Source organism: Flavobacterium sp., from assembly GCF_031422135.1.
Classification (GTDB): Bacteria; Bacteroidota; Bacteroidia; order Flavobacteriales; family Flavobacteriaceae; genus Flavobacterium.
The window spans coordinates 1-24,847 of the sequence record NZ_JANOQD010000068.1 but is presented as its reverse complement, the minus strand read 5'-3'; the positions used below and the strand labels follow the sequence as shown (position 1 = coordinate 24,847).

Below are 24,847 nucleotides of genomic sequence, written 5' to 3'. Positions count from 1 at the left end.
ATGGTTTTTTTAAAAAATAACTTTAAACTAGAAAAAAGCATATGGATATGTATACTAATCTATACATTACTTCCATTTGTAACCATTGCATTTTTCAATTTGCCAATGGGAGATGATCTTTATTTCGGACAAGTAGGTCGTGATAAAACAACTTTTGGGGCTGTTTCATTTTGGTATAACAATTGGGGTGGTAGATATACTCAAGAATTGTTTTTAACAATACTTAATCCAGCTACATATGGTTCGTTACGCTTTTTTTGGTTGCCACCATTATTTATAATTTTTAGTATATCAACTTCTTTTTTTGTTTTATTAAAATCGATAAGCAATCCTCAAGTTTCAAGTAAGGATTTGTTAATTTTATTCTCAGCGCTATTGTTTTTAGTGTTTAATTTAATGCCTCAAATTGGGGAAACAATTTACTGGATTTCAGGAGCCTATACATTTCAAACAGGTAACGTTTTTCTGGTTTTGTTAATAGCTATAATTATAAATTTGTTCAAAAATAATAGCTCTTTGAAAACATTAGTTCTAATAGTGCTTGCCGCAGTTTTAATTATGTTAATTGCAGGAACTAATGAAGTTTCAATGGCTTATATGTTTGGATTTTCTATTTTATTTTTAATTCATCAAAGAAAAGCTAAAACTAATCTTATTTTAATTTGGATATTTTTATTTCTAATAGTTTGTTTAGCAACTTACATTTCTATAACGGCACCAGGAAATTTAGTAAGAGCGAAAGAAACTGGAGGGGTTTTTCAAAATTTCCCAAAAGCTATAGTAGAATCTATAATAAGAGGTTTTTTTTACTTACTGTTTTGGCTTCCATCTGCTATTTTAGTAACAGTTATGTGTTGGAAACAAATAGGTAAAATTGCTAAAAAACATATGACTTCACGGGAAGTGAAATTGAATGAAAGAAGGATAGTATTTAGTTTGTTTTTAATTATAATATTTGCAGGTTTTTTCCCGAGTTTGATTTCTACGGGTTGGAATGCTCCTAGAACTGTTGCTCCTATATTTATTGTTTTTTTAATTCTTTATTTCGGAATAATTATTTATTATTATTCGTATTTAACTTCTTTAATATCAAAATTATCACCAAATAAAAACTCCTTTAGTGGTCTTCTTCTTTTGGTATTATTAATTGGGTTTAGTAACAAACATAATATTATGAATGCTTACATTGATATTGTGTCTTTGAGAGTCGTGAATTACAATAATCAAATAAGTAAAACATACGAAGAGATGCAATCTTCCGATAGAGATACAATATATGTATTACCTTTATATGCAAAACCAAATACGTTGCCTATTCGTTGGCCAGAGCATTATAATAGACTGGTTAATGATGAGCTTGAAAAATATTTTCATAAAAAAATAGTAATGAAATCCAATTTTAAATAATGAAATTAACAATTGTGATCCCCTGTTTTAACGAAGAAAAAATGATATTTGAGACCAATTCTCAATTGCAAAATATTATTTATGATTTAGTTAAAGAAAATAAGATATCTGATAAAAGTGGTTTGTTATTTGTTGATGATGGCAGTGTTGATAATACATGGAATAATATTCAGGAAATAAAATCTAATTATGAAAATGTAAAGTGTTTAAAATTAGCCAAAAACGCTGGACATCAAAATGCATTATTGGCTGGTTTGTTAACGGCTAAATTAGATAACGATATAGTAATTTCGATTGATGCCGATTTGCAAGATGATATTGCTGTTATTCCAAAAATGGTCGAAAAACACTCAAATGGTTTTGAAATTGTGTATGGTGTGAGACAAGCAAGGGATTTTGATAGTGTTTTTAAGAAACAAACTGCATTATTTTTTTATAAATTAATGAATTTTTTAGGAGCTCAAACAATCTATAATCACGCTGATTATAGATTAATGAGTAAACGATCACTAGATGAGTTTTCAAAATTTGAAGAGAGTAATTTATTTTTAAGAGGCTTGGTGCCGTTGTTAGGTTTTTCAACTACAACAGTATATTATCAGCGAAAAGCTCGTTTTGCAGGCGAAACTAAATATCCGTTCATAAAGATGTTAAATTTTGCTTTAGATGGGATAACATCAATGAGTATCAAACCACTCCGATTAATTTTTCTTTCAGGAATAACCATACTTGTTATTTCTTTTTTTATGCTTTTCTATATTTTGTTTTCTTACTTTACTGGAAAAACAGTTGCTGGCTGGTCTTCTTTAATTTTATCAATATGGTTTTTAGGATCTATTATTTTGATTGCCATTGGTGTTTTAGGAGAATACATTGGAAAAATATATACAGAAACAAAGAAACGTCCGAGATATATAATTGAAGAGTATTCTTAAACTGTTTAAAAAAGTATAAATTTTTTATTAAAATGACCTCAAAATCTAAAATACATTTCGAAATTTCTGAACGAAAAATTCTACTTCGTGTTTTTGATATTGTTTTCGTTTTGACCGTATTGCATCTGCTAGGAATTATCTTCGATTTTAATTATTTTAAAATCTCACAAACTAATTTTTATTGGACTATAATTTTATCCATATACATCTCATTTTTCGCAACGGTGTTTGAAATGTATAATTTGCAGGTAGCCAGCAATCAAAATCAAATCACAAAAAGTATCATTTTAGCAAGTTCAACAACAGTGTTATTTTATCTGCTAACACCATTAATAACACCAACTTTACCAGAAAACAGGTTGCAAATTGTACTGTTTTACTTTGCAATATTCTCTGCATTATGGTTTTGGCGAATAATGTATGTCAAATTTTTTGCATCAACTCGATTTATCAAAAAGGTAATTCTAATTTGTGATCAAGAAGAGCTTGAAGAACTTGTAATTGGGTTGCAAAGTGTTGATCCGCATTATAAAATCGAAGGATATATTAATTCAGATGCGAGTAACGAAAAATCGTTTCAATATAATTTCATACAACAAATTAAATTACAGAACATTGAAGACTTTATTGATAAAAACGGTATTTCTGAAATTGTAATTGCCTCTCAAAAAACGGATGGAATAACTGTTGAATTGTACAATAAATTAATAAAATTACTCGAAAACGGAACAGTAGTCAGAGAATATACACAAGTTTATGAAAGTATTACACAACGAATTCCGGTTCAATATGTAGCTCGTGATTTTTATAAATATTTTCCTTTCTCAAGAAGCAATCACAACAAGTTGTATTTAATATTTGCACGATGTATCGAAGTTATAATATCTTTAATTGGACTACTCGTTGGGGTTTTATTGTCTCCATTAGTTATTATAGGTAATGCAATTGGCAATCAAGGTCCATTTTTATACACACAAGAACGCGTGGGACAGAACGGAAATGTATTTAAAATATACAAATTACGTTCAATGATTCTTAATGCAGAAGTTGCAGGAGCTGTTTTTGCAACAATCAATGATTCAAGAATTACTCCGTTTGGGAAATTTTTAAGAAAGTCTCGTTTGGACGAAGTTCCTCAATTTATAAATGTTTTGAAAGGCGATATGGCTATTATTGGACCTAGACCAGAAAGACCCATATTTGTTAAAGAAATTGCTACAATTATGCCTTTTTATGAAACCAGACACGTTGTGAAACCTGGTCTTACAGGCTGGGCTCAAGTAAATTATGCTTATGGAGAATCAATGGAAGATAGTTTGATAAAATTGCAATATGATTTATACTACATCAAGCATCGAAGTGTCTTTCTAGATATAAACATCACTATAAAAACGTTAAGTACTATTTTGTTTTATCGTGGTCAATAATAATTTACATTTATTCTTTTTTTAAATAAAGTCGTATAAGAATTATTGCATTTGTAATAATGATAGGCAATACAATCCAAAGATGGATTTTGTTAAGCATATAAATGGTATAACTTCCAAGTAGTAGTAAGCTAACAAGGCTAATCCGTTTAATCCATTTTTGATTGTTTCTCATCATAAAGAACACTAAAACGAGCAACAAAGGATTTAGTAATAAGATGTTATAATTCCATAACACTTCTTGATGGAAAGAATACAAACCAATTACAGAAAACAACAATCCTATTAATCCCAAAATGGAAAAATAAATAATATTTAGTGCTTTTTTATTTAAAACCACGATGATTAATAAAGCCGTAATTAAAGAGTAAATACTATCAAAAAACGAAAATCCAGTTTCATTTTTTTGGGCTTCAAAAAGGGTTTTGTTTTCTAAAACCAATGGTTTGCCTTGGTGTTTTGTTTGATTCAAATTTTCCATCAAATCAAACGGAAGAAAAAGATAGGTAGCTTGATTGTCGACTTTAGTCCCAAAAATAATATTGATGCCTAATTTCTGATAAAATTGATTTTCAACATACGGATACAGAACGTCACGATAGGTTTTAGAATCAACATTCTTTTTAACAATTACCTTCGATTTTAAAACAACATTTAATGCATCGATGACTTTGGTAGTGCAATTTCTGTCAATAAATTTGTAGGTGTAATATTTATCGTTAGAAGACAATGAGGAATTTAGGTTGTTAAATAATCGCTGTTTTTCGTCAAGCGAAAGATTCAAAAGCTGCTCATAAATAGATCTGTTTTCTTGGTGATAACTGTATTCAAAATCTTTATACGGATAAGCTTCAGCATAATATTGCAAATCACCTTTTACAAATTTGAACATAAAATTTTCGGTTCTAAAATCGAACATTCCATAATTGTAAACGACATCGATATTGGATTTAGAATCGTAAATTCGCAAAGCCGTATGTCCATAAAAAGAATGCGAAGCATTAGCAGTACCAACCGTTAAAATGCTAATTTTAGTGTTTGTAGTAATTGGAGATGTTTGGGCAAAACCAAATAGAAAGATAAAGAAGTGTACTAAAACAAGTATTTTTTTTAACATCGAATTGTAATTTATCTAAAAATACCCAAGTCTACTTTTACCGAAAAAACATTGGAGTATAGCGAAGCACTTTGGTCGCCTAAATCTGTCAAAGCATAATCTATCGAAATGCCTTTGTATTGAAATCCTAAACCAATATTGGGTTGGAATCCTACATTTTTTGAGCCGTCAAGTTGCTGAATTCGTTGAAAATTTCCAGCACCTGCTCTCAAAAAAGCCAGATTATTATAGCCAAATTCAAAACCTAAAGCAGGATCAATACTCACAAAACTTGACGAAATAATATCGTTTGTTTGTTGAAATTGCATATTCAAATTGGCTGAGGCCAATAAAGTCATATCGTTATGAAACACAATTTTTTTTGCCATACCAAATTGTGCTTTTGGCAATGTTATCTCGGAAGTTTCAGGTAAATCTTGATTTTGCAATGGGTTCAAAGTTTGTGCATCTTTTATTTTTTTAAACTCCTCTTCGTCAATATTCCATATATTGTATGTGGTTGTGATATCACGTAACATCAATCCAAATTGCCAATTTTTACGTTCAAATTGGAAACCTATATCAAAACCAAACCCCCAAGAATTGGCAAATTTCCCAATGATGCGACGAATTACTTTAGCATTCACTCCATACTGAAATCCTTGTACAGGCAATTTTCTTGCGTATGAAAAAGTCACACCGTAATCTGCTGCTGAAAACAGACTTATTCGGTTGTAATCTATATTTCCGCTGGCATCAATAAGTTGTGTGGTATTCAAAATGTCGTCAACACCAAAACGTATTATGGAGGCTCCCCAAGCACTACGATCGTCAATTTTAGTAGCAAAAGCTGCATAATCATATTGGGCAATATTAGCAAAATAACTAGCGTGCATAAGCGATGCTTCACGGTCTTCAATTTTGAGTAAACCCGCTGGATTCCAGTATCCAGAGTTTACATCGCTGGTGTGAGAAACCATAGCGTTAGCCATACCAAACGCACGAGCATCAACTCCAATATTCATAAATTCATTAGAATATTTACGAACGGTTTGTGCTTTGAGTAGGCAAAAGAAGAACAAAAATAAGTAAAGGGCGAGTTTTTTCAACACGTTATAATTAGATTGCAAAGATTAAATAAAAATCTGATATAATAAACTCCACAATGTATAAACTTATTGTGTTAAATTTGCTTAATTTGTCAAGTCTAATTTTTTTAAAATGAATATTAAAAAACACATTCCAAATAGTATTACGCTCCTAAATCTATTTTGTGGTTGTATCGCTTTAGTTTTTGTATCAAAACTCGATTTTCAAAACGCTTTTTTGTTTGTTTGTTTGGGAATTTTCCTTGATTTTTTTGATGGTTTTTTTGCCAGATTATTCAAAGTTTCTAGTCCGCTTGGATTACAATTGGATTCATTAGCAGATATGGTTACAAGCGGTGTTGTGCCTGGTTATGTGATGTATCAAATGTTTTCAAATGAGTATGCCTTCGGTCAAAATAGCATATTTTCCTACTTGGGATTTGTAATAACTTTGGGAGCATGTTATCGTTTGGCAAATTTTAATATCGATACACGTCAAACGGATTCTTTTATTGGATTGCCAACTCCTGCTAATGCTTTGTTTTTTTTGAGTATTCCATTGTGGTTAACCCCAGATTCTATTAATTACTTGCCTGCAATTTTATTTTCTAAATGGTTTTATGTTGCACTTTGTTTCTTAAGTGCTTTTATAATGAATGCCGAAATTCCATTGTTCTCCTTAAAAATTAAATATTTTTCGTTGAAAAAAAATGCACTTCAAATTTTCTTTTTAATATCGTGTTTGTTTTTCATCTTGTTTTTTAGGAACCTAGGTGTAGCAATGATTATTGTTTTTTATGTCTTGCTTTCGGTTATAAATAATAGTTTTATAAAGAAAAAATAATATTTTTTCTCATTTCGAATTAATTTATGACTAGAAAGCCGGTTCGCAGAAATTCAAAAACTTCAAAAAGCACTCCTTTTTATTGGAGTAAACCCTTTATTGTAATTGTGATCGTTTTCATTTTGAGTGTTTTTTTATATACAAAACGAGATGCATTGGCGTATTATTTAAGTTTCAAAACCGATAGAGTTCCTTTAGAAACCAGACAAGCTTCTTTGTCAGAAGTGATTAAGGTCCATAATGAGAAAGCCTTTGGTCTTGATGTTTCGGAATACCAAGAACGAATCAATTGGGATCTTTTAAGTGATTTAGAAACAGGAAACCCCATTGAGTTTATTTTCATTCGTGCCACGGCTGGAAGCAATAAAACGGATAGTAAGTTTCATAAGTATTGGGGTAAAGCCAGAGAAACCAATATGTATCAAGGAGCGTATCACTATTATCGACCTAACGAAAATTCTATCGATCAAGCCAATAATTATATAAAAACGGTAAAACTCAAAAAAGGAGATTTTCCACCTGTTTTAGATATCGAGAAGTTGCCACGTCATCAATCTATAGATAGTTTGAAAGTAGGTTTGCAGCGCTGGTTGGATAAAGTTGAAAAGCATTATGGAGTAAAACCCATTATTTATAGTAGCGAGAGTTATTACAATGATTTTCTAAAAAACGATTTTGAAGACTATCCTTTTTGGATTGCTAATTATACTGCTTTTTACCACGATATTGATTCCGATTGGTCGCTATGGCAAATTACCGAAAATGGAAAAATAGAAGGCATTCGAGGTTGTGTTGATGTCAATGTTTACAATGGAACTACGAAGGATTTGAAAGAATTGTTGATGAAATGATGTTGTAAGTATTAAAAAACAATGGTAGTGATGATGTCCTCCTGAGCTTTAGGTAGAAGGATCTTCTAGTAGCCAAACGATAGCATTAAAAATACTAGATATACTAATTTTGCTTTCTAACTTTGACTTATTGCTTTACTAAAACTCCAGCTTCTTTCTCCTTAACTCAAAATTTTGTCCCAAATAAACCCTACGAACCATTTCGTCTTCTACTAATTCTTCAGGAATTCCTGCTTTTAGGATTCCGCCTTCAAACATTAAATACGTTTTGTCAGTAATGGCTAAAGTTTCTTGAACATTATGATCGGTAATTAAGATACCAATATTTTTGTTTTTTAATTGAGCTACAATTCTTTGAATGTCTTCTACGGCAACAGGATCAACGCCTGCAAACGGTTCGTCAAGCAATATAAATTTAGGATCAGTTGCTAAACAGCGTGCAATTTCAGTTCTTCGACGCTCGCCACCCGACAACAAATCACCACGATTGGTACGAATGTGTTGCAAGCTAAACTCATCAATAAGTGATTCCATTTTGGCTTCTTGCTCCGCTTTGGATAAATTGGTCAATTGTAAAACACTCAAAATGTTGTCTTCAATACTCAATTTTCTAAAAACCGATGCTTCTTGAGCCAGATAACCTATTCCGTTTTGAGCTCTTTTGTACATCGGAAAATCAGTAATATTCAAATCGTCTAGGTATATGTTTCCAGAATTTGGTTTTACCAAACCTACAATCATATAAAAAGAAGTTGTTTTTCCTGCGCCATTTGGTCCCAAAAGCCCTACAATTTCACCTTGGTTTACTTCTACCGAAATGCCTTTTACAACACTACGTCCCTTATAGGTTTTTACTAAATTTTCTGCTCTTAAAATCATTCGTTACGGTTATTCGGTTATTCGGTTATTCGATTATTCGACAAATTAACGAATAAACAAATAACCAGATCAACACATTAACAATTATTTAGTTTCTTCCAATGCTTCCCAAAACTCGTAAGCTCTTCGCAAATGCGGAATTACTATCGTTCCACCAACTAATGTTGCAACTGACATTGTTTCCATCATTTCCTCTTTAGTAACGCCTAGTTTATAACTCGTTTCTAAATGGTATTTGATACAATCGTCACATCGCAAAACGGCAGATGCGACCAATCCTAAAAGTTCTTTGGTGCGAACATCTAGTGCGCCTTCTGCATAGGTATTGGTATCAAGATTAAAAATCCTCTTGATAACTTTATTGTTGTCGTTTAATAATTTTTCGTTCATTTTCGAACGATAATCGTTGAATTCATTGACTAAATTACTCATTTTTCTTTTCTTTTTTTAGTACAAATGCCGATATGAAAATACTGGCTTCGTATATTAATAACATTGGAATTGCCACTGTAATTTGACTGATTACATCGGGAGGTGTTACAATAGCTGAAAGTATTAGCAAAATTACAATGGCATACTTTCTTGAATTTCTTAAAAATGTAGGTGTTACCAATCCTAATTTGGTTAAAAAATAAATTAAAATGGGCAATTCAAAAAATAGACCACAAGCAATAACCGAAGTTTTAATCATTCCAATATAGGATTCAAGATTGAATTCGTTTTTTACTATATCACTTACTTTGAATGTCGCTACAAAATTGATGGACATTGGAACAATAACAAAATACCCAAACAAAACACCTAAAAAAAACAATATTGAGGCTACGGAAATAAATAGCTTAGCGTTTTTGCGCTCGTTTTCATATAAAGCGGGACTAATAAATTTCCATAATTCCCATAATATTATAGGAAACGAAAGTATAAATCCAGCCGTGATGCACGTCCAAACAAATACATTTACTTGTCCTTCCATACTTGTATTTTGTATGCTAAACGGGAGTTCGGTAATACAAATATTTTCGGCGAAGCCTAAATAATTAGAAACATCACAAAAAAACCGATAGGTTACAAAATCTGGATTGGTAGGGCCGAAAATAATGGTGTCAAAAACATAATCACTCACAAAATAAACTACAAAAGCCATAACTATTATAGCAATAGTACTTCTTACGAGTAACCAGCGCAATTCTTCCAGATGGTCTAGAAATGACATTTCAGATTTGTTCTTTTTTGCCATTATATGATTCCTTCTTTTAAAATATCGTGTAAGTGTAATATTCCTGCATATTTCCCTTGGTCTACTACTACTAATTGTGTTATCGAATTGTCTTCAAGGATATTAAATGCATCGACTACCATCGATTTTAATTCGATTGTTTTCGGATTTTTAGTCATTATGTCCTTAGCAGATAAATGTGTAAAAGTATCGTTGTTGTTTAGCATTCTTCGAATATCACCATCAGTAATAATTCCAATTAGTTTTTCATTTTCAATAACAGCAGTAACTCCTAAACGTTTTTCAGAGATTTCAAAAATTACTTTTTTGATTGAACTGTCTGATGTAACCATCGGTTTGTGGCTCATATCAAGCATATCGCCAACACGTAGTAATAATTTTTTCCCTAATGCGCCACCAGGGTGGTATTTGGCAAAATCTTCACTTTTAAAATCTCGTATTTCCATCAAACAAACTGCTAATGCGTCGCCCAAAACCAATTGCGCTGTTGTACTATTGGTTGGAGCTAAATTGTTTGGACACGATTCTTCGTCCACGTGTGCGTTCAAAATATAATCGGATTCTTTACCTAAATAAGAAGTTAGGTTTGCAGTCATTCCAATTAATGGATTGCCGAATCTTTTTAGTAATGGAACCAGAGCTTTAATCTCTGGGCTATTGCCGCTTTTTGAAATGCAAATGGTAACATCGTTAGGCTGTACCATTCCTAAATCGCCGTGAATGGCTTCAGCTGCGTGTAAAAATAGTGATGGAGTTCCAGTAGAGTTGAAGCTTGCAACCATTTTTTGAGCAATAATAGCACTTTTGCCAATTCCTGTAACCACTAATCTTCCTTTGCAATTAAAAATAATTTCAACAGATTTTGCAAAATCATCCGTTAGGAAATCGCTTAATTTTGCAATAGAAGCACTTTCGGAAAGAATGGTTTTTTTGGCCGAAGCCAAAATATTTTCTTTTGATATCAAAACAGAATATTTTTAAATTTGTATTTGTAAAAGAAATTTGTATCTTTATGTTGTGCAAATTTAGATAAAATACTATTAATAAAGAATGAATTCACACGAAATAGATATACACAAAGAGTTAAAAAAATATTTTGGATTCAATCAATTCAAAGGATTACAGGAACAGGTCGTAAAAAGTATTATTACACAACACAATAGTTTTGTGATAATGCCTACTGGTGGTGGCAAATCTTTGTGCTATCAGTTACCTGCATTGATACAAGATGGCTTTGCTATAGTAGTTTCGCCTCTAATAGCCTTGATGAAAAATCAAGTAGACGCTATTCGAAGTTTGTCTTCAGAATATGGTATTGCTCACGTTTTAAATTCGTCGCTCACTAAAACAGAAATAGCACAAGTTAAAAAAGATATTTCTTCGGGATTAACAAAATTATTATATGTTGCGCCAGAATCTCTGACAAAAGAAGAGTATATCACGTTTCTCAAAAAGGAAAAAATCTCTTTTGTAGCTATCGATGAAGCGCATTGTATTTCAGAATGGGGGCATGATTTTAGACCTGAATACCGAAATTTAAAAAATATTATTAAACTTTTAGGAGATGTTCCAATTATTGGATTAACCGCTACAGCAACCCCAAAAGTACAAGAAGACATTCTCAAAAATTTGGATATGTCAGATGCTAATACTTTTAAAGCATCGTTCAACCGACCAAATCTATATTACGAAGTACGAACTAAAACCAAGAATGTTCAGTCAGATATTATTCGTTTTATAAAACAACACAAAGGGAAATCTGGGATTATATATTGTTTGTCTCGAAAAAAAGTAGAGGAAATCGCTCAAGTTTTACAAGTAAATGGTATTTCTGCAGTTCCATACCACGCTGGTTTAGATGCTAAGACAAGAGCAAAACATCAAGATATGTTTCTTATGGAAGATGTTGAGGTTGTGGTGGCAACAATAGCTTTCGGAATGGGAATTGACAAGCCCGACGTTCGATTTGTAATTCATCACGATATTCCAAAATCATTAGAAAGCTACTATCAAGAAACAGGTCGCGCTGGACGTGATGGAGGCGAAGGACATTGTTTAGCATACTATTCCTATAAAGACGTTGAGAAACTCGAAAAATTTATGTCTGGAAAGCCTGTTGCAGAGCAAGAAGTAGGGTTTGCTTTGCTTCAAGAAGTTGTTGCTTATGCAGAAACGTCAATGTCACGGCGTAAGTTTTTATTGCATTATTTTGGAGAGGAATTTGACTCTGAAACGGGAGAAGGTGGCGATATGGACGACAACATGCGTAACCCAAAAGTACAAGTAGAAGCCAAAGATCAAGTGGTGAAGCTGATAGAGGTTATTCGTGATACAAAGCACATATATAAGTCCAAAGAAGTTGTATACACTCTTATGGGTAAAATAAACGCAATGATTAAAGCGCACAGAACAGACGCGCAAAAACTTTTCGGATCTGGAAAAGATTACGATGAACGGTACTGGATGGCAGTTTTAAGATTGGCTTTAGTTGATGGATTGTTGTCAAAAGACATAGAAACTTATGGAATTATTAAAGTGACTCCAAAAGGATTGGATTTTATCAAAAATCCACAATCTTTTCTAATGTCTGAAGATCATGAATATAGTGAAATCGAAGATGAAGCAATAGTTACTGCTGCAAAATCGTCTGGAACGGCTGACGAGGTTCTAATGTCGATGCTGCGTGATTTACGCAAAAAAGTAGCCAAGAAACTCAATGTTCCACCTTTTGTAGTTTTTCAAGATCCTTCACTCGAAGATATGGCATTGAAATATCCTATTTCTATTGAAGAATTGACTAATATTCACGGCGTTGGGGAAGGAAAAGCTAAAAAATATGGAGCCGATTTTATCGAATTAATTTTTCGATATGTTGACGATAACGATGTTATTCGTCCAGACGATTTAGTTGTCAAATCTACTGGTGCAAATTCTCTTAATAAACTTTATATTATTCAAAATATTGACAAGAAATTGTCTCTAAAAGATATAGCTAGAGGAAAAGGATTGGATATGGATACTTTACTCAAAGAAATGGAGCAAATTGTATATGCTGGAACCAAATTAAATATAAAATACTGGGTAGACGATATGTTGGACGAGGATCAGCAAGAAGAAATTCACGATTATTTTATGGAATCAGAATCAGATAGAATAGAGGATGCTCTTGCAGCATTTGATGGTGATTATGATACCGAAGAATTGCGATTGATGCGTATAAAGTTTATAAGCGAAGTGGCAAATTAAAATATTTTAAAAATGGAAAAAAGAAAAAGAATACTATTGGCTGTTTTGCTAATCATAAGCATAGGAAATTACAGTAGAATAATTGGAAATGAAAATATCAGAACAGTTCAGTTCCTTTCCATTTTTGCAATAGGAGCATTGTCAGCTTTATTAATTAAAGAAATGGTAACTATGTTTAAAAACAGAAACTAATCTATACTGTAAACTTCCCCTCGATGTGGTTTCAATGCGTCTCTTACAGAAATCATGTAATCATCAGTTACAACCATAAAAGCAATGGTGTGCATATCGTTTAGAATTTCAAAACCAGTAATGTTTAATGGTAATTTTTCTGAAATTATAAATTCTTTAAGATGAATTTCATGATGTTCCGCCGTTTTTGAAGCTGCTGGACCACGAAAATCCCAGATTAGTTTTATTTTTCTCTCCATTATTTATAAAGGTTTAAAGTTGATTATTTTTGAAAATCAAATTAAAAATGATGCGAAATTCTCACTATTTATTAATTGAGTGGTTGCATTTGGATAAGCATTTGTAAATGTTTTAGTGAATTTCACTTTTTTGTTATTATTCCATTTAAATTCAAAAGCATCAATTTGACCATCTTTATCTTCTATATAATCTATTTCTTGTTGTTCTTTGGTGCGCCAAAAATAAGTGTTTGCATAATTTTTTGCATAATGATTGCGTTTCATTCTCTCTGAAACTAGCAAATTTTCAAATAATGCTCCCGCATCTTGTCTTGCTTCAATAATTTGATAATTTGAAATTAGTGCATTTCGAATACCATTGTCATAAAAATATATTTTTTTTGCCATTTTCAATTCATTTCTCAAATTTCTGTTTAGTGAATTGAGTTTAAATACAATAAATGATTTCTCTAGTAAATTGATATACGTTTCTACCGTTTTGCTATCTAGACCAATTAAATTTCCGATTTCATTATACGAAACTTCAGAGCCTAATTGAAAAGCTAATGCTTGTAATAGTTTAACTAATTTTTCAGGTTTTTTAATAGTGTCTAGCATTAATATATCTTTAAAAAGATAACTGTCTGCAAGAAACTTTAGTATATCAATTTCATTACCTTCATTGTTGATAATTTCTGGATAATAACCAAAAATCAAACGGGTTTTTATATACCGAGTTTCTATTAGTTCGCTATGATGATTTGCCATTTCTGCATAGGAAATAGGGAATAGTTGGTACTCAAATTTGCGTCCTGTTAAGGGTTCATTGGTTTTATTTTTTAATTCAAATGCTGATGAGCCAGTTGCAATAATTTGAATTTCTGGATAGGTATCGTGTATGATTTTTAAACTCAAACCAATATTTTCTATTCTTTGCGCTTCATCAATTATCAGCATTTTGTTATTGCCAATTAAAGCTTTTAGTTGTGTTGAGGTTGCATTTTTGAATCGTTCTTGTATGTCATATTCATCGCCATTGAGCCACAAAACATTTTCATTTTGTGATGCAATTTTTTTTAATAAAGTAGTTTTACCAGTTTGTCTTGCTCCTAATAATAAAATCACTTTGTTTTTAAACAAACTGGAAGAAATTGTGCTTTCTAAAAATCGAATAACCATAAGTTAATTTTTTTTATCAAAAATACAACTTTTTTGGAATGCATTATGAAAAAACAACTCTTTTTTTGGAATACAATCAGAATAAGTGATATAAAAACCTTTTTATTGCTTAATTATTTTGATAAGATTAGTTTAAATTTCACCCTTATTTTAAAAGAAAATCCCAGATTAGTTTTATTTGTCTCATAAGGCAAAATTACTAATAAAAACAAAAAAGCCGATTTCGTTTTACCAAAACCGACTTTTGTTAATTGTAAAAAAATCTACTACTACTGTTTTACAATTTTAATCGTTTTAGTTTCATTATTCTCGTTAATTACTTTCATTAAATAAATTCCACTTGGATAGTTACTTAAATCTAATTTTGTAATACCTAAATCGATAGTTTCCGTTTTGATTATTTTACCCATGATATCATAAATCACAATTGTTCCGCGAGCATCACTATTTATAAAAAACACATCGCTTGACGGATTAGGATAAACCGATAATGTAGAAGAAAAAGCAAAATTTTGATTCCCTAAAGTAGTCACTGTTATACAGCTAGATGTTACCGTACAACCTGAAAGTGTTACATCCACTTTATAATCACCAGCCACAACTGGCGTAAAGTTTTGATTGGTTTCTCCAGAAAGTAAAGTATTTGGACATTGAAACCACTGGTAAGATGCACCATTTTGATTTGAAGCAATAACTCCTAATGCTTCTGTAATATTTTGGTCAATAATTGGAACTGTTACTGTAGCTAAAGTTCTAGAAACACTTTCACATCCATTAATAGTTTGTGAGGCAAAATAATCTCCAGAAGCTAAAGAAGCTGTAGAAGCCAAAGCTGTTCCACCTGTATTTGTAGCATACCATTTAATATTTGTTCCAGTTGCTACCAAATTTGCCACTGTTGCAGCGTTGCAAAATTGTTGTGCGTTTGCGGTTGGTGCTACAGTGTTTATATTTGCCGTTACAGCAATTCTATTTACGCTCGCACAAGTTCCATCAACTGATTGCGCATAATAGGTAGTGGTAGCGGCTAAATTATTAATAGCTAAGCTATTACCCGTTACAGAGAAATTCCCACCAGTAACAATTTCATTTCCATCTACCAGTGCGTCATACCATTTTATGGAACCTACACTTGGGGTTGCAGAGATAGTAATACTTCCTGCGCCGCATCGAGAGGCACTTATGGGATTAGAAACATTTGGTCTGTTACAAAAAGATATCATAACGCGATTTCCCAATCCTGAAACCGCAACTGCAACAAAAATACCATTACCATAAGTTACAGAACGCCATTGATTATTAGCTGCAGAAGTTCTACTAGTCCATGTTATACCATCTAAACTGGTCATCACCCGATTTCCGACTCCTGTTTGAGAAACCGCAACAAATTGATTGTCTGCATACGTTACAGATTGCCAATTATTATCAATGGCAGAAGTTCTAATAGTCCAGGTAATTCCATCGGGACTAGTCATTACTCGGTTTCCAACGCCATCAAATGAAACGGCTACAAAAAGACCCTTGCCGTACGTTACTGAAAACCATTGATTATCAGCAGGAGAAGTTCTACTGGTCCAAATTATACCGTCAGGGCTCGTCATCACACGATCTCCAGTTCCTGTTTGAGATACTGCAACAAATAGACCATTGCCGTAGGTTATACTACTCCAAGAGTTATCGATTGCAGAAGTTCTACTAGTCCAAGTAATACCGTCTGGACTTGTCATCACACGATTACCTACACCTGAATAGGAAACAGCTACAAAAAGTCCATTACCGTAGGTTACCGAAAACCAATTATTATCTGATGCAGAAGTTCTGCTGGACCAAGTAATACCATCAGGACTTGTCATCACGCGATTTCCAATTCCTGAATCTGATACTGCTACAAACAACCCATTACCATAAACTATGGAACGCCAAGTGTTATTAGCTGCTGAAGCCCTATCTGTCCAATTAATACCATCAGGAGTTGTCATGACTCGATTTCCTGCAGTTGTGGCTGAAACAGCAACGAACAATCCATTAGCATATACAACAGATCGCCATGATTGGTCTGATGGTGAAGTGCTACTCGTCCATGTAATTCCATCGGGACTTGTCATGACTCTATTTCCCGTTCCTGAATCAGATACTGCAACAAATAAACCATTGGCAAAGGTAACAGATTGCCATGCATTATTTGCAGCAGGGTTTCTACTTGTCCAAGTGATACCATCGGTACTTGTCATTATAGATCCTGTTCCAGATTCCCCTACCGCAACAAACAGTCCATTGCCGTACACTACCGAACGCCAAAATTTGTCATTAGCAGAAGTTCTAATAGTCCAGTTTATTCCGTTAGGACTTGTCATCACACGATTACCTGTTCCTGAAATAGATACAGCAACAAAAAGTCCATTACCATAAGTTATATCAAACCAAGCATTATCAACAGGTGTTGTTCTAATAGTCCAAGTAATTCCGTTAGTACTCGTCATTATTTGATTTCCTATACCAGTAGATGCTACAGCTACAAACAAATTATAATCATAAGAATAAACTACAGACCGCTATGCATTATCGGCTGCAGAAGTTCTACTGGTCCAAGTAATTCCATCGTAACTGGTCATTACTCTATTTCCTATTCCTGAATAAGAAATCGCAACAAATATTCCATTACCGAATGTTACACTGCTCCATTGATTATCAGAAACTGAAGTTCTACTGGTCCAAGTAATCCCATCGGGACTGGTCATCACGCGATTTCCCGTTCCTGAAAGTGCTACAGCAACAAAAAGACCATTGCCGTATGTAATAGATTCCCAAAGATTATCTACTGCAGAATTTCTGTTTGTCCAGGTTATTCCATCGGGACTCGTTATAACGCGTTTTCCCACTCCATCATTTGCCACAGCAACATACAAACCGTTGCCGTAAACAACGGATCGATATGCAAAATTTTGACCTTGTGCAACACTTTGCCAATCTGTACCGATAACTTGTGCTAAAGACACATTTTGCATAAATAAACAAAGCGATAATGCGATAAAAAATAGGTTTTTGTTCTTGATTTTTGTTTTCATTTTATTTAAGGGTAATTAGATTACTGCTTAATCAACTTCATGATTTTAGTTTGATTACTATCGTTAGTCACTTTAAACAAATAAATTCCGCTTGGGTACTTACTTAAATCTAATTTCGTTGTGCCTAAACTCAAGCTTTCAGTTTTAATTATTTTACCCATTATGTCATAAATCACAAATGTTCCGCTAGCATCAGAGTTTATAGAAAAGACATTTCTTGACGGATTAGGATACACTGATATTTTTGATGAAAAATCGAAATTACTAGTGCTTAAAAATGTTCCACAAGTACTGCCTGTATTTACGCCACCTGGTGCGACCCAATTAGAAGTTGTACTTGTAAGTGAAAAATTCGTTAATGTTCCCGTATTACTATTGCCACTAGCATCTATTAAAGTAGTATTACCACTATTATTGACACTATCTATTCCTTGGTTAAACTTGTAATATGAAACTAAACCTGTTTGTCCAGCAGCCAACTCGCAATAAATATTATTTGCAATTTCGGCTTGCGGTAAAGCACGGTTCCAAATTCGAACTTCGTCTATAGAACCGTTAAAAAAACCATCAAAACTAACTCGTTGACGCACACCAATGTTGGCCGAATTTACTGCAATACTTCCTGGATTAGCAAATACAAAATAGTCTGTATTTAATCCATTTATATATAATCTCGCTTCTGTTGCACTAGTTCTTGAAAATGCAACATGAGTCCAAGTATTCAATGGTACTAGACCAGCAGTACTCGATACGACAAGACCAACGCTTGAACTGTTACGCAAAACAATCTCAAAACCAGTTGTACCTGCCATTTTAGTTAAAGAAAACATAGGGTTATTGTCTAATGTATTACCTTCTGCATATATAGTTTGATAAGAACTTGTATTTGTTGAATATACCCAAGCTTCAATAGTAAAATTTGTAAGGTTTGAAAGAGGTTGTGTTGGAATAGTGACTCTATCGTTAATTCCATCAAAATTTAGAGCAGCTCCTGCAACATTCATTTTGTGTACAAAAATATCTTGACCACCTACAGATGTTATGTTAGAAGTTCCTGAATTAGGGTCAAAATCTACAGTTCCTTGAAAATAACCAGTGGTGTAAACATTGCCAGAAGCATCAACTCGGATGCCATTTCCAACATCATTACTACTTCCACCGATAGCTTTTGCCCAAACCAAATTTCCAGCAACGTCAAGTTTAGAAACAAAAATATCTTGACCGCCTGCCGTAGTTAGGTTTGTAATTCCCGCACTGGGGTTAAAATCTGCTGTTCCTTGAAAATAACCTGTGGTGTACACATTGCCAGTTGCATCGACATCTACGTCGTATCCAATGTCTGTAAGCGTTCCGCCCATAGCTTTTGCCCAAACTATGTTACCGGTGGTGTCTAGTTTGGAAATAAAAATATCTGCACTTCCGGAAGCTGTAAGACTAGAAACCGCTGCATTAGGGTCAAAATCTGCAGTTCCTTGAAAATAACCAGTAGTATAAACGTTTCCAGCGTTATCTACAATAATTGATAATCCTAAATCTCCTGTTCCACCACCCATTTTTTTTGCCCAAACCAAATTACCTGATGCGTCCAATTTAGAAACAAAAATATCTTGACCACCCGAAGAAGTGAGATTTGAAACACCTATATTTGGGTCAAAATCTACTGTTCCATTAAAATAACCTGTCGTATGTACGTTTCCAGCGGCATCTGCACTGACATCATACCCAATATCATTACCAGTACTACCCATTGCTTTAGCCCAAACCAAATTTCCTGACGTATCCAGTTTGGAAACAAAAATATCATAACTTCCGCCATTACTTGTCAGATTTAAAACACTTGTACTGGGATCAAAATCTGCTATTCCTTGAAAATAACCTGTAGTGTAAACATTCCCGGCAGTATCTGTGAAAATACTAAATGCAAGATCTGTGCTAAGACCACCCATTTTTTTTGCCCAAACAAAATTGCCTGATGCATCCAGTTTGGAAATAAAAATATCTGTACTACCTGCACTAGTCAGATTCGAATCCCCGATATTGGGGTCAAAATCTGCAGTATCTGAAAAATAACCTGCAGTATAGACGTTGCCGGTAGCATCTAATGATATTTTATATGCAATTTCCGCACTAGTACCACCCATGGCTTTTGCCCAAACTAAGTTACCTGTGGCGTCTAGTTTAGAAACAAAAATATCAAAACTTCCAGCAGAAGTAAGGTTGAAAACCCCCGCGTTGGGGTCAAAATCTACCGTGTCTTGAAAGGAACCTGTAGTATAGATATTACCTGCGGCATCTACAACAACACTTTTTGAATCGTCTGAAAACGCACCACCCATGGCTTTTGCCCATTTTAAATCAGGATTTTGTGCTTGCGTTTTTGTAACGCTTAGCATTGTTAAAAATAGTAGCGTGGCTAGTGTTTTGGTCCAAAATTTTCCTTTAGTAAAGGTATTGTTCTGTTTTTTGAGTAAATGTTTGTTCATAAAAATTGGTTTTTAAAATTATTTCGTTTTTGAATTTATCATTTAAGTATTGATTAAAAAGTCACCGAATTAGAAAATGAAATCGTACGAGGGAAACCTCATCATTTTATAAATATAAAAGGCTTCCAAAGATATCTTGGAAGCCTTAATTCATTTAAAACTATTGTTTAATCAATTTTATGGTTTTTGTTTGATTATTCTCATTAGTTACTTTCATTAAATAAATTCCGTTTGGATAGTTACTTAAATCTAATTTTGATGTACCTAAATCTATGTTTTCAGTTTTTATAATTTTTCCGATCAAATCGTAAACAACCAAGCTACCGCGAGAATCACTATTTATAAAAAATACATCTCTTGATGGATTTGGATATATTGATAGTTTAGAATTAAAACTAAAACTTTGATTTCCTAAAGTAGTCACAGTAACGCAACTTGAAGTTACTGTACAACCAAAAAGTGTGACGTCTACTTTGTAATCTCCAGCTGCTGTTGGTGTATAATTCTGGTTAGTTTCTCCAGAAAGTAACGAACTAGGACATTGAAACCATTGGTAAGTAGCACCATTTTGATTAGCTGTTAAAACACCTAAGGCTTGTGAAACTGCGTTATTTACAGCCGCTGGCTGCGTAATTGTAAAACTACGAGTTGCAGTACAAAAATTTGCATCGGTTACAGTGCAAGTATAAGTATTTGCAGATAAACCAGTTATTGAAGACGTTACCGCGCCATTAGACCAAGCATATGTGTATGGAGAAGTTCCACCAGATGAAGAAACACTCGCAGCACCAGTTGCACCACCAAAACAAGAAACATTAGTTTGTGAACCTACAGAAGTAGAAATTACTGTGGGTTGAAACACACCAATAATTACAGTGCCTGTACATCCATTAGCATCTGTAATAGTTACAGAATATGCACCAGCAGGAAGCCCAGTTCTATCTTCGGTGGTGACTCCACCTGCCCAAACATAAGCGTAAGGTCCTGTACCACCTGTTGGTGTTAAGTTAATAGCTCCGTTTGAACCGCCATTACAAGATACATTGTTTACCACTGTAGTTCCGTTTACTGCTGCTGGTTGAAACACACCAATAGTTACATTACCTGTACATCCATTAGCATCTGTAATAGTTACAGAATATGCACCAGCAGGAAGCCCAGTTCTATCTTCGGTGGTGACTCCACCTGCCCAAACATAAGTGTATGGTCCTGTACCACCTGTTGGTGTCAAATTAATTGCTCCGTTGTTACCACCATTGCAGGTAACAGTCGTAATTGTCGCTGTTCCAGACACTGCTGATGCGGGTTGCGATACAATTTGATTTAAGGTTACTGTGCAACCATTTAAATCTGTAACTACTACCGAATAATTTCCTGCAATTAAGTTTGTTCTATCTTCAGTAGTAACTCCATCAGCCCAGAGGTATGTGTAAGGTGCAGTTCCTCCACTTGGCGTTAAATTCAGAGTTCCGTTATTACCTCCAAAGCAAGTTGCATTAGTTCTATTTAATGTACCTCCAAGTGTTGTTGGTTGTGGAACAAAGAAATTGAGTCCTCTCGGACAACCGTTTGCATCAGTAATTGTTACAAAATAATTTCCAGAAACCAAGCCTGTTCGATCTTCAGTGGTTATTCCCCCAATCCAAGAGTATGTATAAGGTGCCGTTCCACCTGCGGGTGTCAAATTAATTGCTCCGTTGTTACCACCATTGCAGGTAACATCCGTAATTGTCGCTGTTCCAGAAAGTGCAGTTGTAGGTTGCGTAACACTAATACCACTTACAGTACCTGTACATCCATTAGAATCCGTAATAGTGACAGAATATGTTCCGGCAACAAGCCCCGTTCTATCTTCGGTCGTAACTCCACCTGCCCAAACATAAGTGTAAGGTCCTGTACCACCTGTTGGTGTTAAGTTAATAGCTCCGTTTGAACCGCCATTACAAGATACATTGTTTACCACTGTAGTTCCGTTTACTGCGGTTGTAGGTTGAGTAACCGTAATACCACCTACAGTTCGAGGACATCCATTAACATCAGTAATAGTTACCGAATACGTTCCAGCAGCTAATCCTGTTCTGTCTTCTGTGGTAATTCCTCCGCCCCAATTGAATGTGTAAGGTGAAGTTCCGCCAGATGGCGTTAAATTTATTGCTCCGTTTGAACCGCCATTACAAGCCACATTGATCACCACAGTAGTTCCATTTAATGCCGAAGCTGGTTGTGAAATTGTAAAATTTCTTGTAAAAGTACAACTATTCGCATCAGTAACGGTAACGGTATATGCACCAGCTACTAAACCTGTTATGGATTGCGTAGTAGCACCATTAGACCATAGATAAGTATACGGCGTTGTTCCACCATTTACAGTAATACTTGCAGCCCCTGTTGAGCCTCCGTTGCAAGCAACATTATTTTGCGATGCACCTGCAAATGCTAGTAAAGTTGGTTGTGATATTGTGATGTTTCTTGTTATAGAACAACCTACCGCATCAGTAATAGTACAGGTGTAGTTTCCTGCTGTTCTTGCAGTTGTTGTAGCATTTGTTCCTCCAGATGGTGACCAAGAATAGGTAAAAGGTGGTGTTCCGCCAGATGCTGCAATAGTAGCTGTACCATTGGCACCTCCAAAACATGAAACATTAGTTCCGCTAATAGTGGCCGTTACGGCTGGACTAGTAGTCACAACAGCACTTCCTGACATAGCAACTGGCGTAGTGCAACCAGCCACATTACTTATTGCATCCACAGTATACGTTCCAGCAACTGTTTGATTTCCAAAAGAAAATGAGGTTCCAGTTCCCGCTACCAAACTGCCTGTAGCTGTACCATTTAATTTTAATTGGTAATTAACACCTGTTTGAGAATTGACCAATCCTACAGGAACACCTGTGGTTCCGCAACCATTACCACCACCAGATACTGCATAAACAGTTGGTGCAGTACAAACCAAACCATTAAATTCTGACGCTCCAATGTCTGGTGTTGTAGTACTTCTGGTTACACCAAAATAATCCAATGTAATAGCTGGTGATGTAATTGGCAAAGCATTATTGTTAGCAACTGAAACTACACCATTTGCTAAACGTAAAAAATCTAAACTAGATCCCACAGTACTTGTAAAAGGTGTTGATGTTTCAGAAACTGATGCTTGATCACGCGTTGCCATTCTGGTTTTGAAGGCTGCTAGAGTTGCATCAGTGTTTGTACCATCATAAAAAATACTAGTTCCTGCCAATAAATTATTATTAGAAACAGCATCGTAACTGGTTAAAGCTGTACCGTTTCTAAAATAAGCAGCCGCACGACCAGTACCTTTTGGAACAGCATTGTTTATAAAAATATTGTTTCTTAGAACAAGATTGGCCATACTTCCCGAGGTAAAGGCGCTTGAACTAAAATTGGCTCCTGAACTTGTACCCGAAATTAAAACAGTGTTATAATAAACCAATGCTGGCGTGTTAGCAGATATAGAGATACCATTTAGGGTAAAAGCGGTTGAATTTACATTGGGAGCGGTCAGTCCAGAAATTACATTATTCCAAATTGCTGCTGTTGCATCACCATCTTGTCTAATACCTATAACTTCTATTGCATTTATTGCAGTACTTGACAAATCATAAATTTTGTTTTCACGAATACCTGTGTTACCGCCAGCTGACGAAGTTGCAAGAATGCCAGATACGTTAATAAAGTTACCTGTAAATCCAAAAATATTATTACCAAATATAGAATTGGTTGTTCCACCTAATAGTATGCCTACAAAGGTTCCACCATCGGCGGTTCCTGCTACTTTAGTGAAATTTGAAATGGTGTTACCATTAACGGTTTTCGCTCCAGCAAAAAAATCACGAATACCCACTATTGCACCTGTGGTAGCAGTTGTAAGATTGTTTATTATATTATTAGTATAAGTATTGGCTGTACTAGCACCAAAATTTAGAATGGCTACTGTTTCCCCAGTGGCAGTAACATTTGACCATTTTAAATTGTCAATGGTATTGCCATTCGCAGTCCAGTTGTTTGCAAAAATTCTAATACCGTACATAGTACCGCTTGCGCCTGTTCTTTCAAAATTTCTAATGATATTGTTATTTGTATTCACATTTGCTGTTGCAGTTGTAGTATTATTTATGATAAAATTGGTTTCACTAGTTCCAGCAATGGGCACACCTGTAATACCTTCAATTATATTGTTGTTAATGTTAAGTGTCGTTGGAATTGACGCATTATTTATACCGCGTATCCCTACTGCTGCAGGTGTTACGCCGTTTGGATAAGCAAACTGAATGTTATTGTTGTTGATGTTTACTGTGCTATTAGTACCGGAAGAATTAACAATACCTTGTAATTGAAAATTATTACTACCGCTTTGTAGTTTAATTTGATTATTGGAAATTAAGGGATTCGTTGATATACTTCCAAGCAATTGAATTCCGTATAAATTATAAAGGTGATTAACACCCGTTCCATTGTTATTATTGATATTATTATATTCTATTTTAACATCATGTTGATTACCAGCAAATATACCATAGGAAACTGGATTCGCAGCACCATCGGTTCCAAAATTTTCTATAATATTTGGATAATTAAAAAAACCTATGAAATTACCTTTATCAGCAAAAGTATATGGGGCTGTTAGGTCGGCATATCCAGTTAAATTCATACCATGCATTCCACCTCTGATTGTGTTTCCA

General features: G+C 34.1%; 19 protein-coding genes. 7 read left to right on the top strand and 12 right to left on the bottom strand.

Translation table 11 applies throughout. The features are described 5' to 3' along the window. The 3 genes from RMO70_RS09460 to RMO70_RS09450 are packed head-to-tail and all read left to right on the top strand — an operon-like array spanning position 1 to position 3,769. A complete protein-coding gene (locus RMO70_RS09460) occupies positions 1-1,407 on the top strand; it encodes a DUF6056 family protein (protein WP_310556194.1) in 1,407 nt (468 codons plus the stop codon). Further along, positions 1,407-2,342 carry a glycosyltransferase gene (locus tag RMO70_RS09455; RefSeq protein ID WP_310556193.1) on the top strand — a complete coding sequence of 312 codons (936 nt, stop codon included), beginning with the start codon at positions 1,407-1,409 and terminating at the stop codon, positions 2,340-2,342. Before RMO70_RS09460 ends, RMO70_RS09455 begins: the two co-directional genes overlap by 1 nt. A 32-nt stretch (positions 2,343-2,374) precedes the next feature. Beyond that, positions 2,375-3,769 carry an exopolysaccharide biosynthesis polyprenyl glycosylphosphotransferase gene (locus tag RMO70_RS09450; protein WP_310556192.1) on the top strand — a complete coding sequence of 465 codons (1,395 nt, stop codon included), beginning with the start codon at positions 2,375-2,377 and terminating at the stop codon, positions 3,767-3,769. Positions 3,770-3,779: 10 nt separating this feature from the next. Here RMO70_RS09450 and RMO70_RS09445 read toward each other — a convergent pair whose 3' ends face one another. Both RMO70_RS09445 and RMO70_RS09440 read right to left on the bottom strand, forming a co-directional pair. Then, complete coding sequence (locus RMO70_RS09445; RefSeq protein WP_310556191.1) at positions 3,780-4,886, bottom strand: DUF4105 domain-containing protein; 1,107 nt, start codon at positions 4,884-4,886, stop codon at positions 3,780-3,782. Positions 4,887-4,897: 11 nt separating this feature from the next. Next, positions 4,898-5,890 carry a PorV/PorQ family protein gene (locus RMO70_RS09440; protein WP_310556258.1) on the bottom strand — a complete coding sequence of 331 codons (993 nt, stop codon included), beginning with the start codon at positions 5,888-5,890 and terminating at the stop codon, positions 4,898-4,900. Positions 5,891-6,086: 196 nt separating this feature from the next. On the opposite strand from RMO70_RS09440, the gene RMO70_RS09435 reads away from it, so the two are divergent. Continuing rightward, complete coding sequence (locus RMO70_RS09435) at positions 6,087-6,797, top strand: CDP-alcohol phosphatidyltransferase family protein (RefSeq protein ID WP_310556190.1); 711 nt, start codon at positions 6,087-6,089, stop codon at positions 6,795-6,797. A 26-nt stretch (positions 6,798-6,823) separates the two neighbouring features. Beyond that, entirely contained in the window at positions 6,824-7,648 is an 825-nt protein-coding gene (locus RMO70_RS09430) for a glycoside hydrolase family 25 protein (protein ID WP_310556189.1), read from the top strand. A gap of 138 nt (positions 7,649-7,786) precedes the next feature. Here RMO70_RS09430 and lptB read toward each other — a convergent pair whose 3' ends face one another. The 4 genes from lptB to RMO70_RS09410 form a co-directional block, all read right to left on the bottom strand. Beyond that, positions 7,787-8,527, bottom strand: coding sequence for an LPS export ABC transporter ATP-binding protein (gene lptB, locus RMO70_RS09425; RefSeq protein ID WP_310556188.1), 741 nt, complete (start codon positions 8,525-8,527; stop codon positions 7,787-7,789). 84 nt (positions 8,528-8,611) lie between these two features. Then, positions 8,612-8,959 (bottom strand): carboxymuconolactone decarboxylase family protein, encoded by a 348-nt coding sequence (locus RMO70_RS09420; RefSeq protein ID WP_310556187.1) that lies wholly within the window; start codon positions 8,957-8,959, stop codon positions 8,612-8,614. Next, the gene (gene tatC / locus RMO70_RS09415; protein WP_310556186.1) at positions 8,952-9,764 is read right to left on the bottom strand and encodes a twin-arginine translocase subunit TatC; all 813 of its coding nucleotides are present in this window, start codon (positions 9,762-9,764) and stop codon (positions 8,952-8,954) included. Before tatC ends, RMO70_RS09420 begins: the two co-directional genes overlap by 8 nt. Continuing rightward, complete coding sequence (locus RMO70_RS09410; protein WP_310556185.1) at positions 9,764-10,729, bottom strand: KpsF/GutQ family sugar-phosphate isomerase; 966 nt, start codon at positions 10,727-10,729, stop codon at positions 9,764-9,766. The genes tatC and RMO70_RS09410 overlap by 1 nt, the downstream gene beginning before the upstream one ends. A gap of 85 nt (positions 10,730-10,814) precedes the next feature. Here RMO70_RS09410 and recQ point away from each other — a divergent pair, with 85 nt between their 5' ends. Further along, positions 10,815-13,010, top strand: coding sequence for a DNA helicase RecQ (gene recQ, locus RMO70_RS09405; protein WP_310556184.1), 2,196 nt, complete (start codon positions 10,815-10,817; stop codon positions 13,008-13,010). 12 nt (positions 13,011-13,022) lie between these two features. After that, positions 13,023-13,202, top strand: coding sequence for a hypothetical protein (locus RMO70_RS09400; protein ID WP_310556183.1), 180 nt, complete (start codon positions 13,023-13,025; stop codon positions 13,200-13,202). Here RMO70_RS09400 and RMO70_RS09395 read toward each other — a convergent pair. The 6 genes from RMO70_RS09395 to RMO70_RS09370 form a co-directional block, all read right to left on the bottom strand. Then, on the bottom strand, positions 13,199-13,441 hold the full coding sequence (locus RMO70_RS09395) for a hypothetical protein (RefSeq protein WP_310556182.1): 243 nt from the start codon (positions 13,439-13,441) through the stop codon (positions 13,199-13,201). The two genes, RMO70_RS09400 and RMO70_RS09395, sit on opposite strands and share 4 nt — an antisense overlap. A gap of 36 nt (positions 13,442-13,477) precedes the next feature. After that, entirely contained in the window at positions 13,478-14,599 is a 1,122-nt protein-coding gene (locus tag RMO70_RS09390; RefSeq protein WP_310556181.1) for an ATP-binding protein, read from the bottom strand. Positions 14,600-14,868: 269 nt separating this feature from the next. Beyond that, on the bottom strand, positions 14,869-17,121 hold the full coding sequence (locus RMO70_RS09385) for a T9SS type A sorting domain-containing protein (protein WP_310556180.1): 2,253 nt from the start codon (positions 17,119-17,121) through the stop codon (positions 14,869-14,871). Positions 17,122-17,151: 30 nt separating this feature from the next. After that, complete coding sequence (locus RMO70_RS09380) at positions 17,152-17,664, bottom strand: hypothetical protein (RefSeq protein ID WP_310556179.1); 513 nt, start codon at positions 17,662-17,664, stop codon at positions 17,152-17,154. Between the two features lie 20 nt (positions 17,665-17,684). Further along, a complete protein-coding gene (locus RMO70_RS09375) occupies positions 17,685-20,147 on the bottom strand; it encodes a LamG-like jellyroll fold domain-containing protein (RefSeq protein ID WP_310556178.1) in 2,463 nt (820 codons plus the stop codon). A gap of 160 nt (positions 20,148-20,307) precedes the next feature. Beyond that, a partial coding sequence (locus RMO70_RS09370; protein WP_310556177.1) for a T9SS type A sorting domain-containing protein occupies positions 20,308-24,847 on the bottom strand: 4,540 nt, incomplete at its 5' end.

Bases quoted from the DNA above. Each gene is read 5' to 3' on its own strand.
- RMO70_RS09450 (WP_310556192.1), top strand. From the start codon at position 2,375: ATGACCTCAAAATCTAAAATACATTTCGAAATTTCTGAACGAAAAATT.
- RMO70_RS09420 (WP_310556187.1), bottom strand. From the start codon at position 8,959: ATGAGTAATTTAGTCAATGAATTCAACGATTATCGTTCGAAAATGAAC.
- lptB (WP_310556188.1), bottom strand. From the start codon at position 8,527: ATGATTTTAAGAGCAGAAAATTTAGTAAAAACCTATAAGGGACGTAGT.
- RMO70_RS09380 (WP_310556179.1), bottom strand. From the start codon at position 17,664: ATGAAAACAAAAATCAAGAACAAAAACCTATTTTTTATCGCATTATCG.
- RMO70_RS09395 (WP_310556182.1), bottom strand. From the start codon at position 13,441: ATGGAGAGAAAAATAAAACTAATCTGGGATTTTCGTGGTCCAGCAGCT.
- RMO70_RS09440 (WP_310556258.1), bottom strand. From the start codon at position 5,890: ATGAATATTGGAGTTGATGCTCGTGCGTTTGGTATGGCTAACGCTATG.
- RMO70_RS09460 (WP_310556194.1), top strand. From the start codon at position 1: ATGGTTTTTTTAAAAAATAACTTTAAACTAGAAAAAAGCATATGGATA.
- RMO70_RS09445 (WP_310556191.1), bottom strand. From the start codon at position 4,886: ATGTTAAAAAAAATACTTGTTTTAGTACACTTCTTTATCTTTCTATTT.
- RMO70_RS09455 (WP_310556193.1), top strand. From the start codon at position 1,407: ATGAAATTAACAATTGTGATCCCCTGTTTTAACGAAGAAAAAATGATA.
- RMO70_RS09430 (WP_310556189.1), top strand. From the start codon at position 6,824: ATGACTAGAAAGCCGGTTCGCAGAAATTCAAAAACTTCAAAAAGCACT.
- RMO70_RS09435 (WP_310556190.1), top strand. From the start codon at position 6,087: ATGAATATTAAAAAACACATTCCAAATAGTATTACGCTCCTAAATCTA.
- recQ (WP_310556184.1), top strand. From the start codon at position 10,815: ATGAATTCACACGAAATAGATATACACAAAGAGTTAAAAAAATATTTT.
- RMO70_RS09390 (WP_310556181.1), bottom strand. From the start codon at position 14,599: ATGGTTATTCGATTTTTAGAAAGCACAATTTCTTCCAGTTTGTTTAAA.
- RMO70_RS09375 (WP_310556178.1), bottom strand. From the start codon at position 20,147: ATGAACAAACATTTACTCAAAAAACAGAACAATACCTTTACTAAAGGA.
- tatC (WP_310556186.1), bottom strand. From the start codon at position 9,764: ATGGCAAAAAAGAACAAATCTGAAATGTCATTTCTAGACCATCTGGAA.
- RMO70_RS09400 (WP_310556183.1), top strand. From the start codon at position 13,023: ATGGAAAAAAGAAAAAGAATACTATTGGCTGTTTTGCTAATCATAAGC.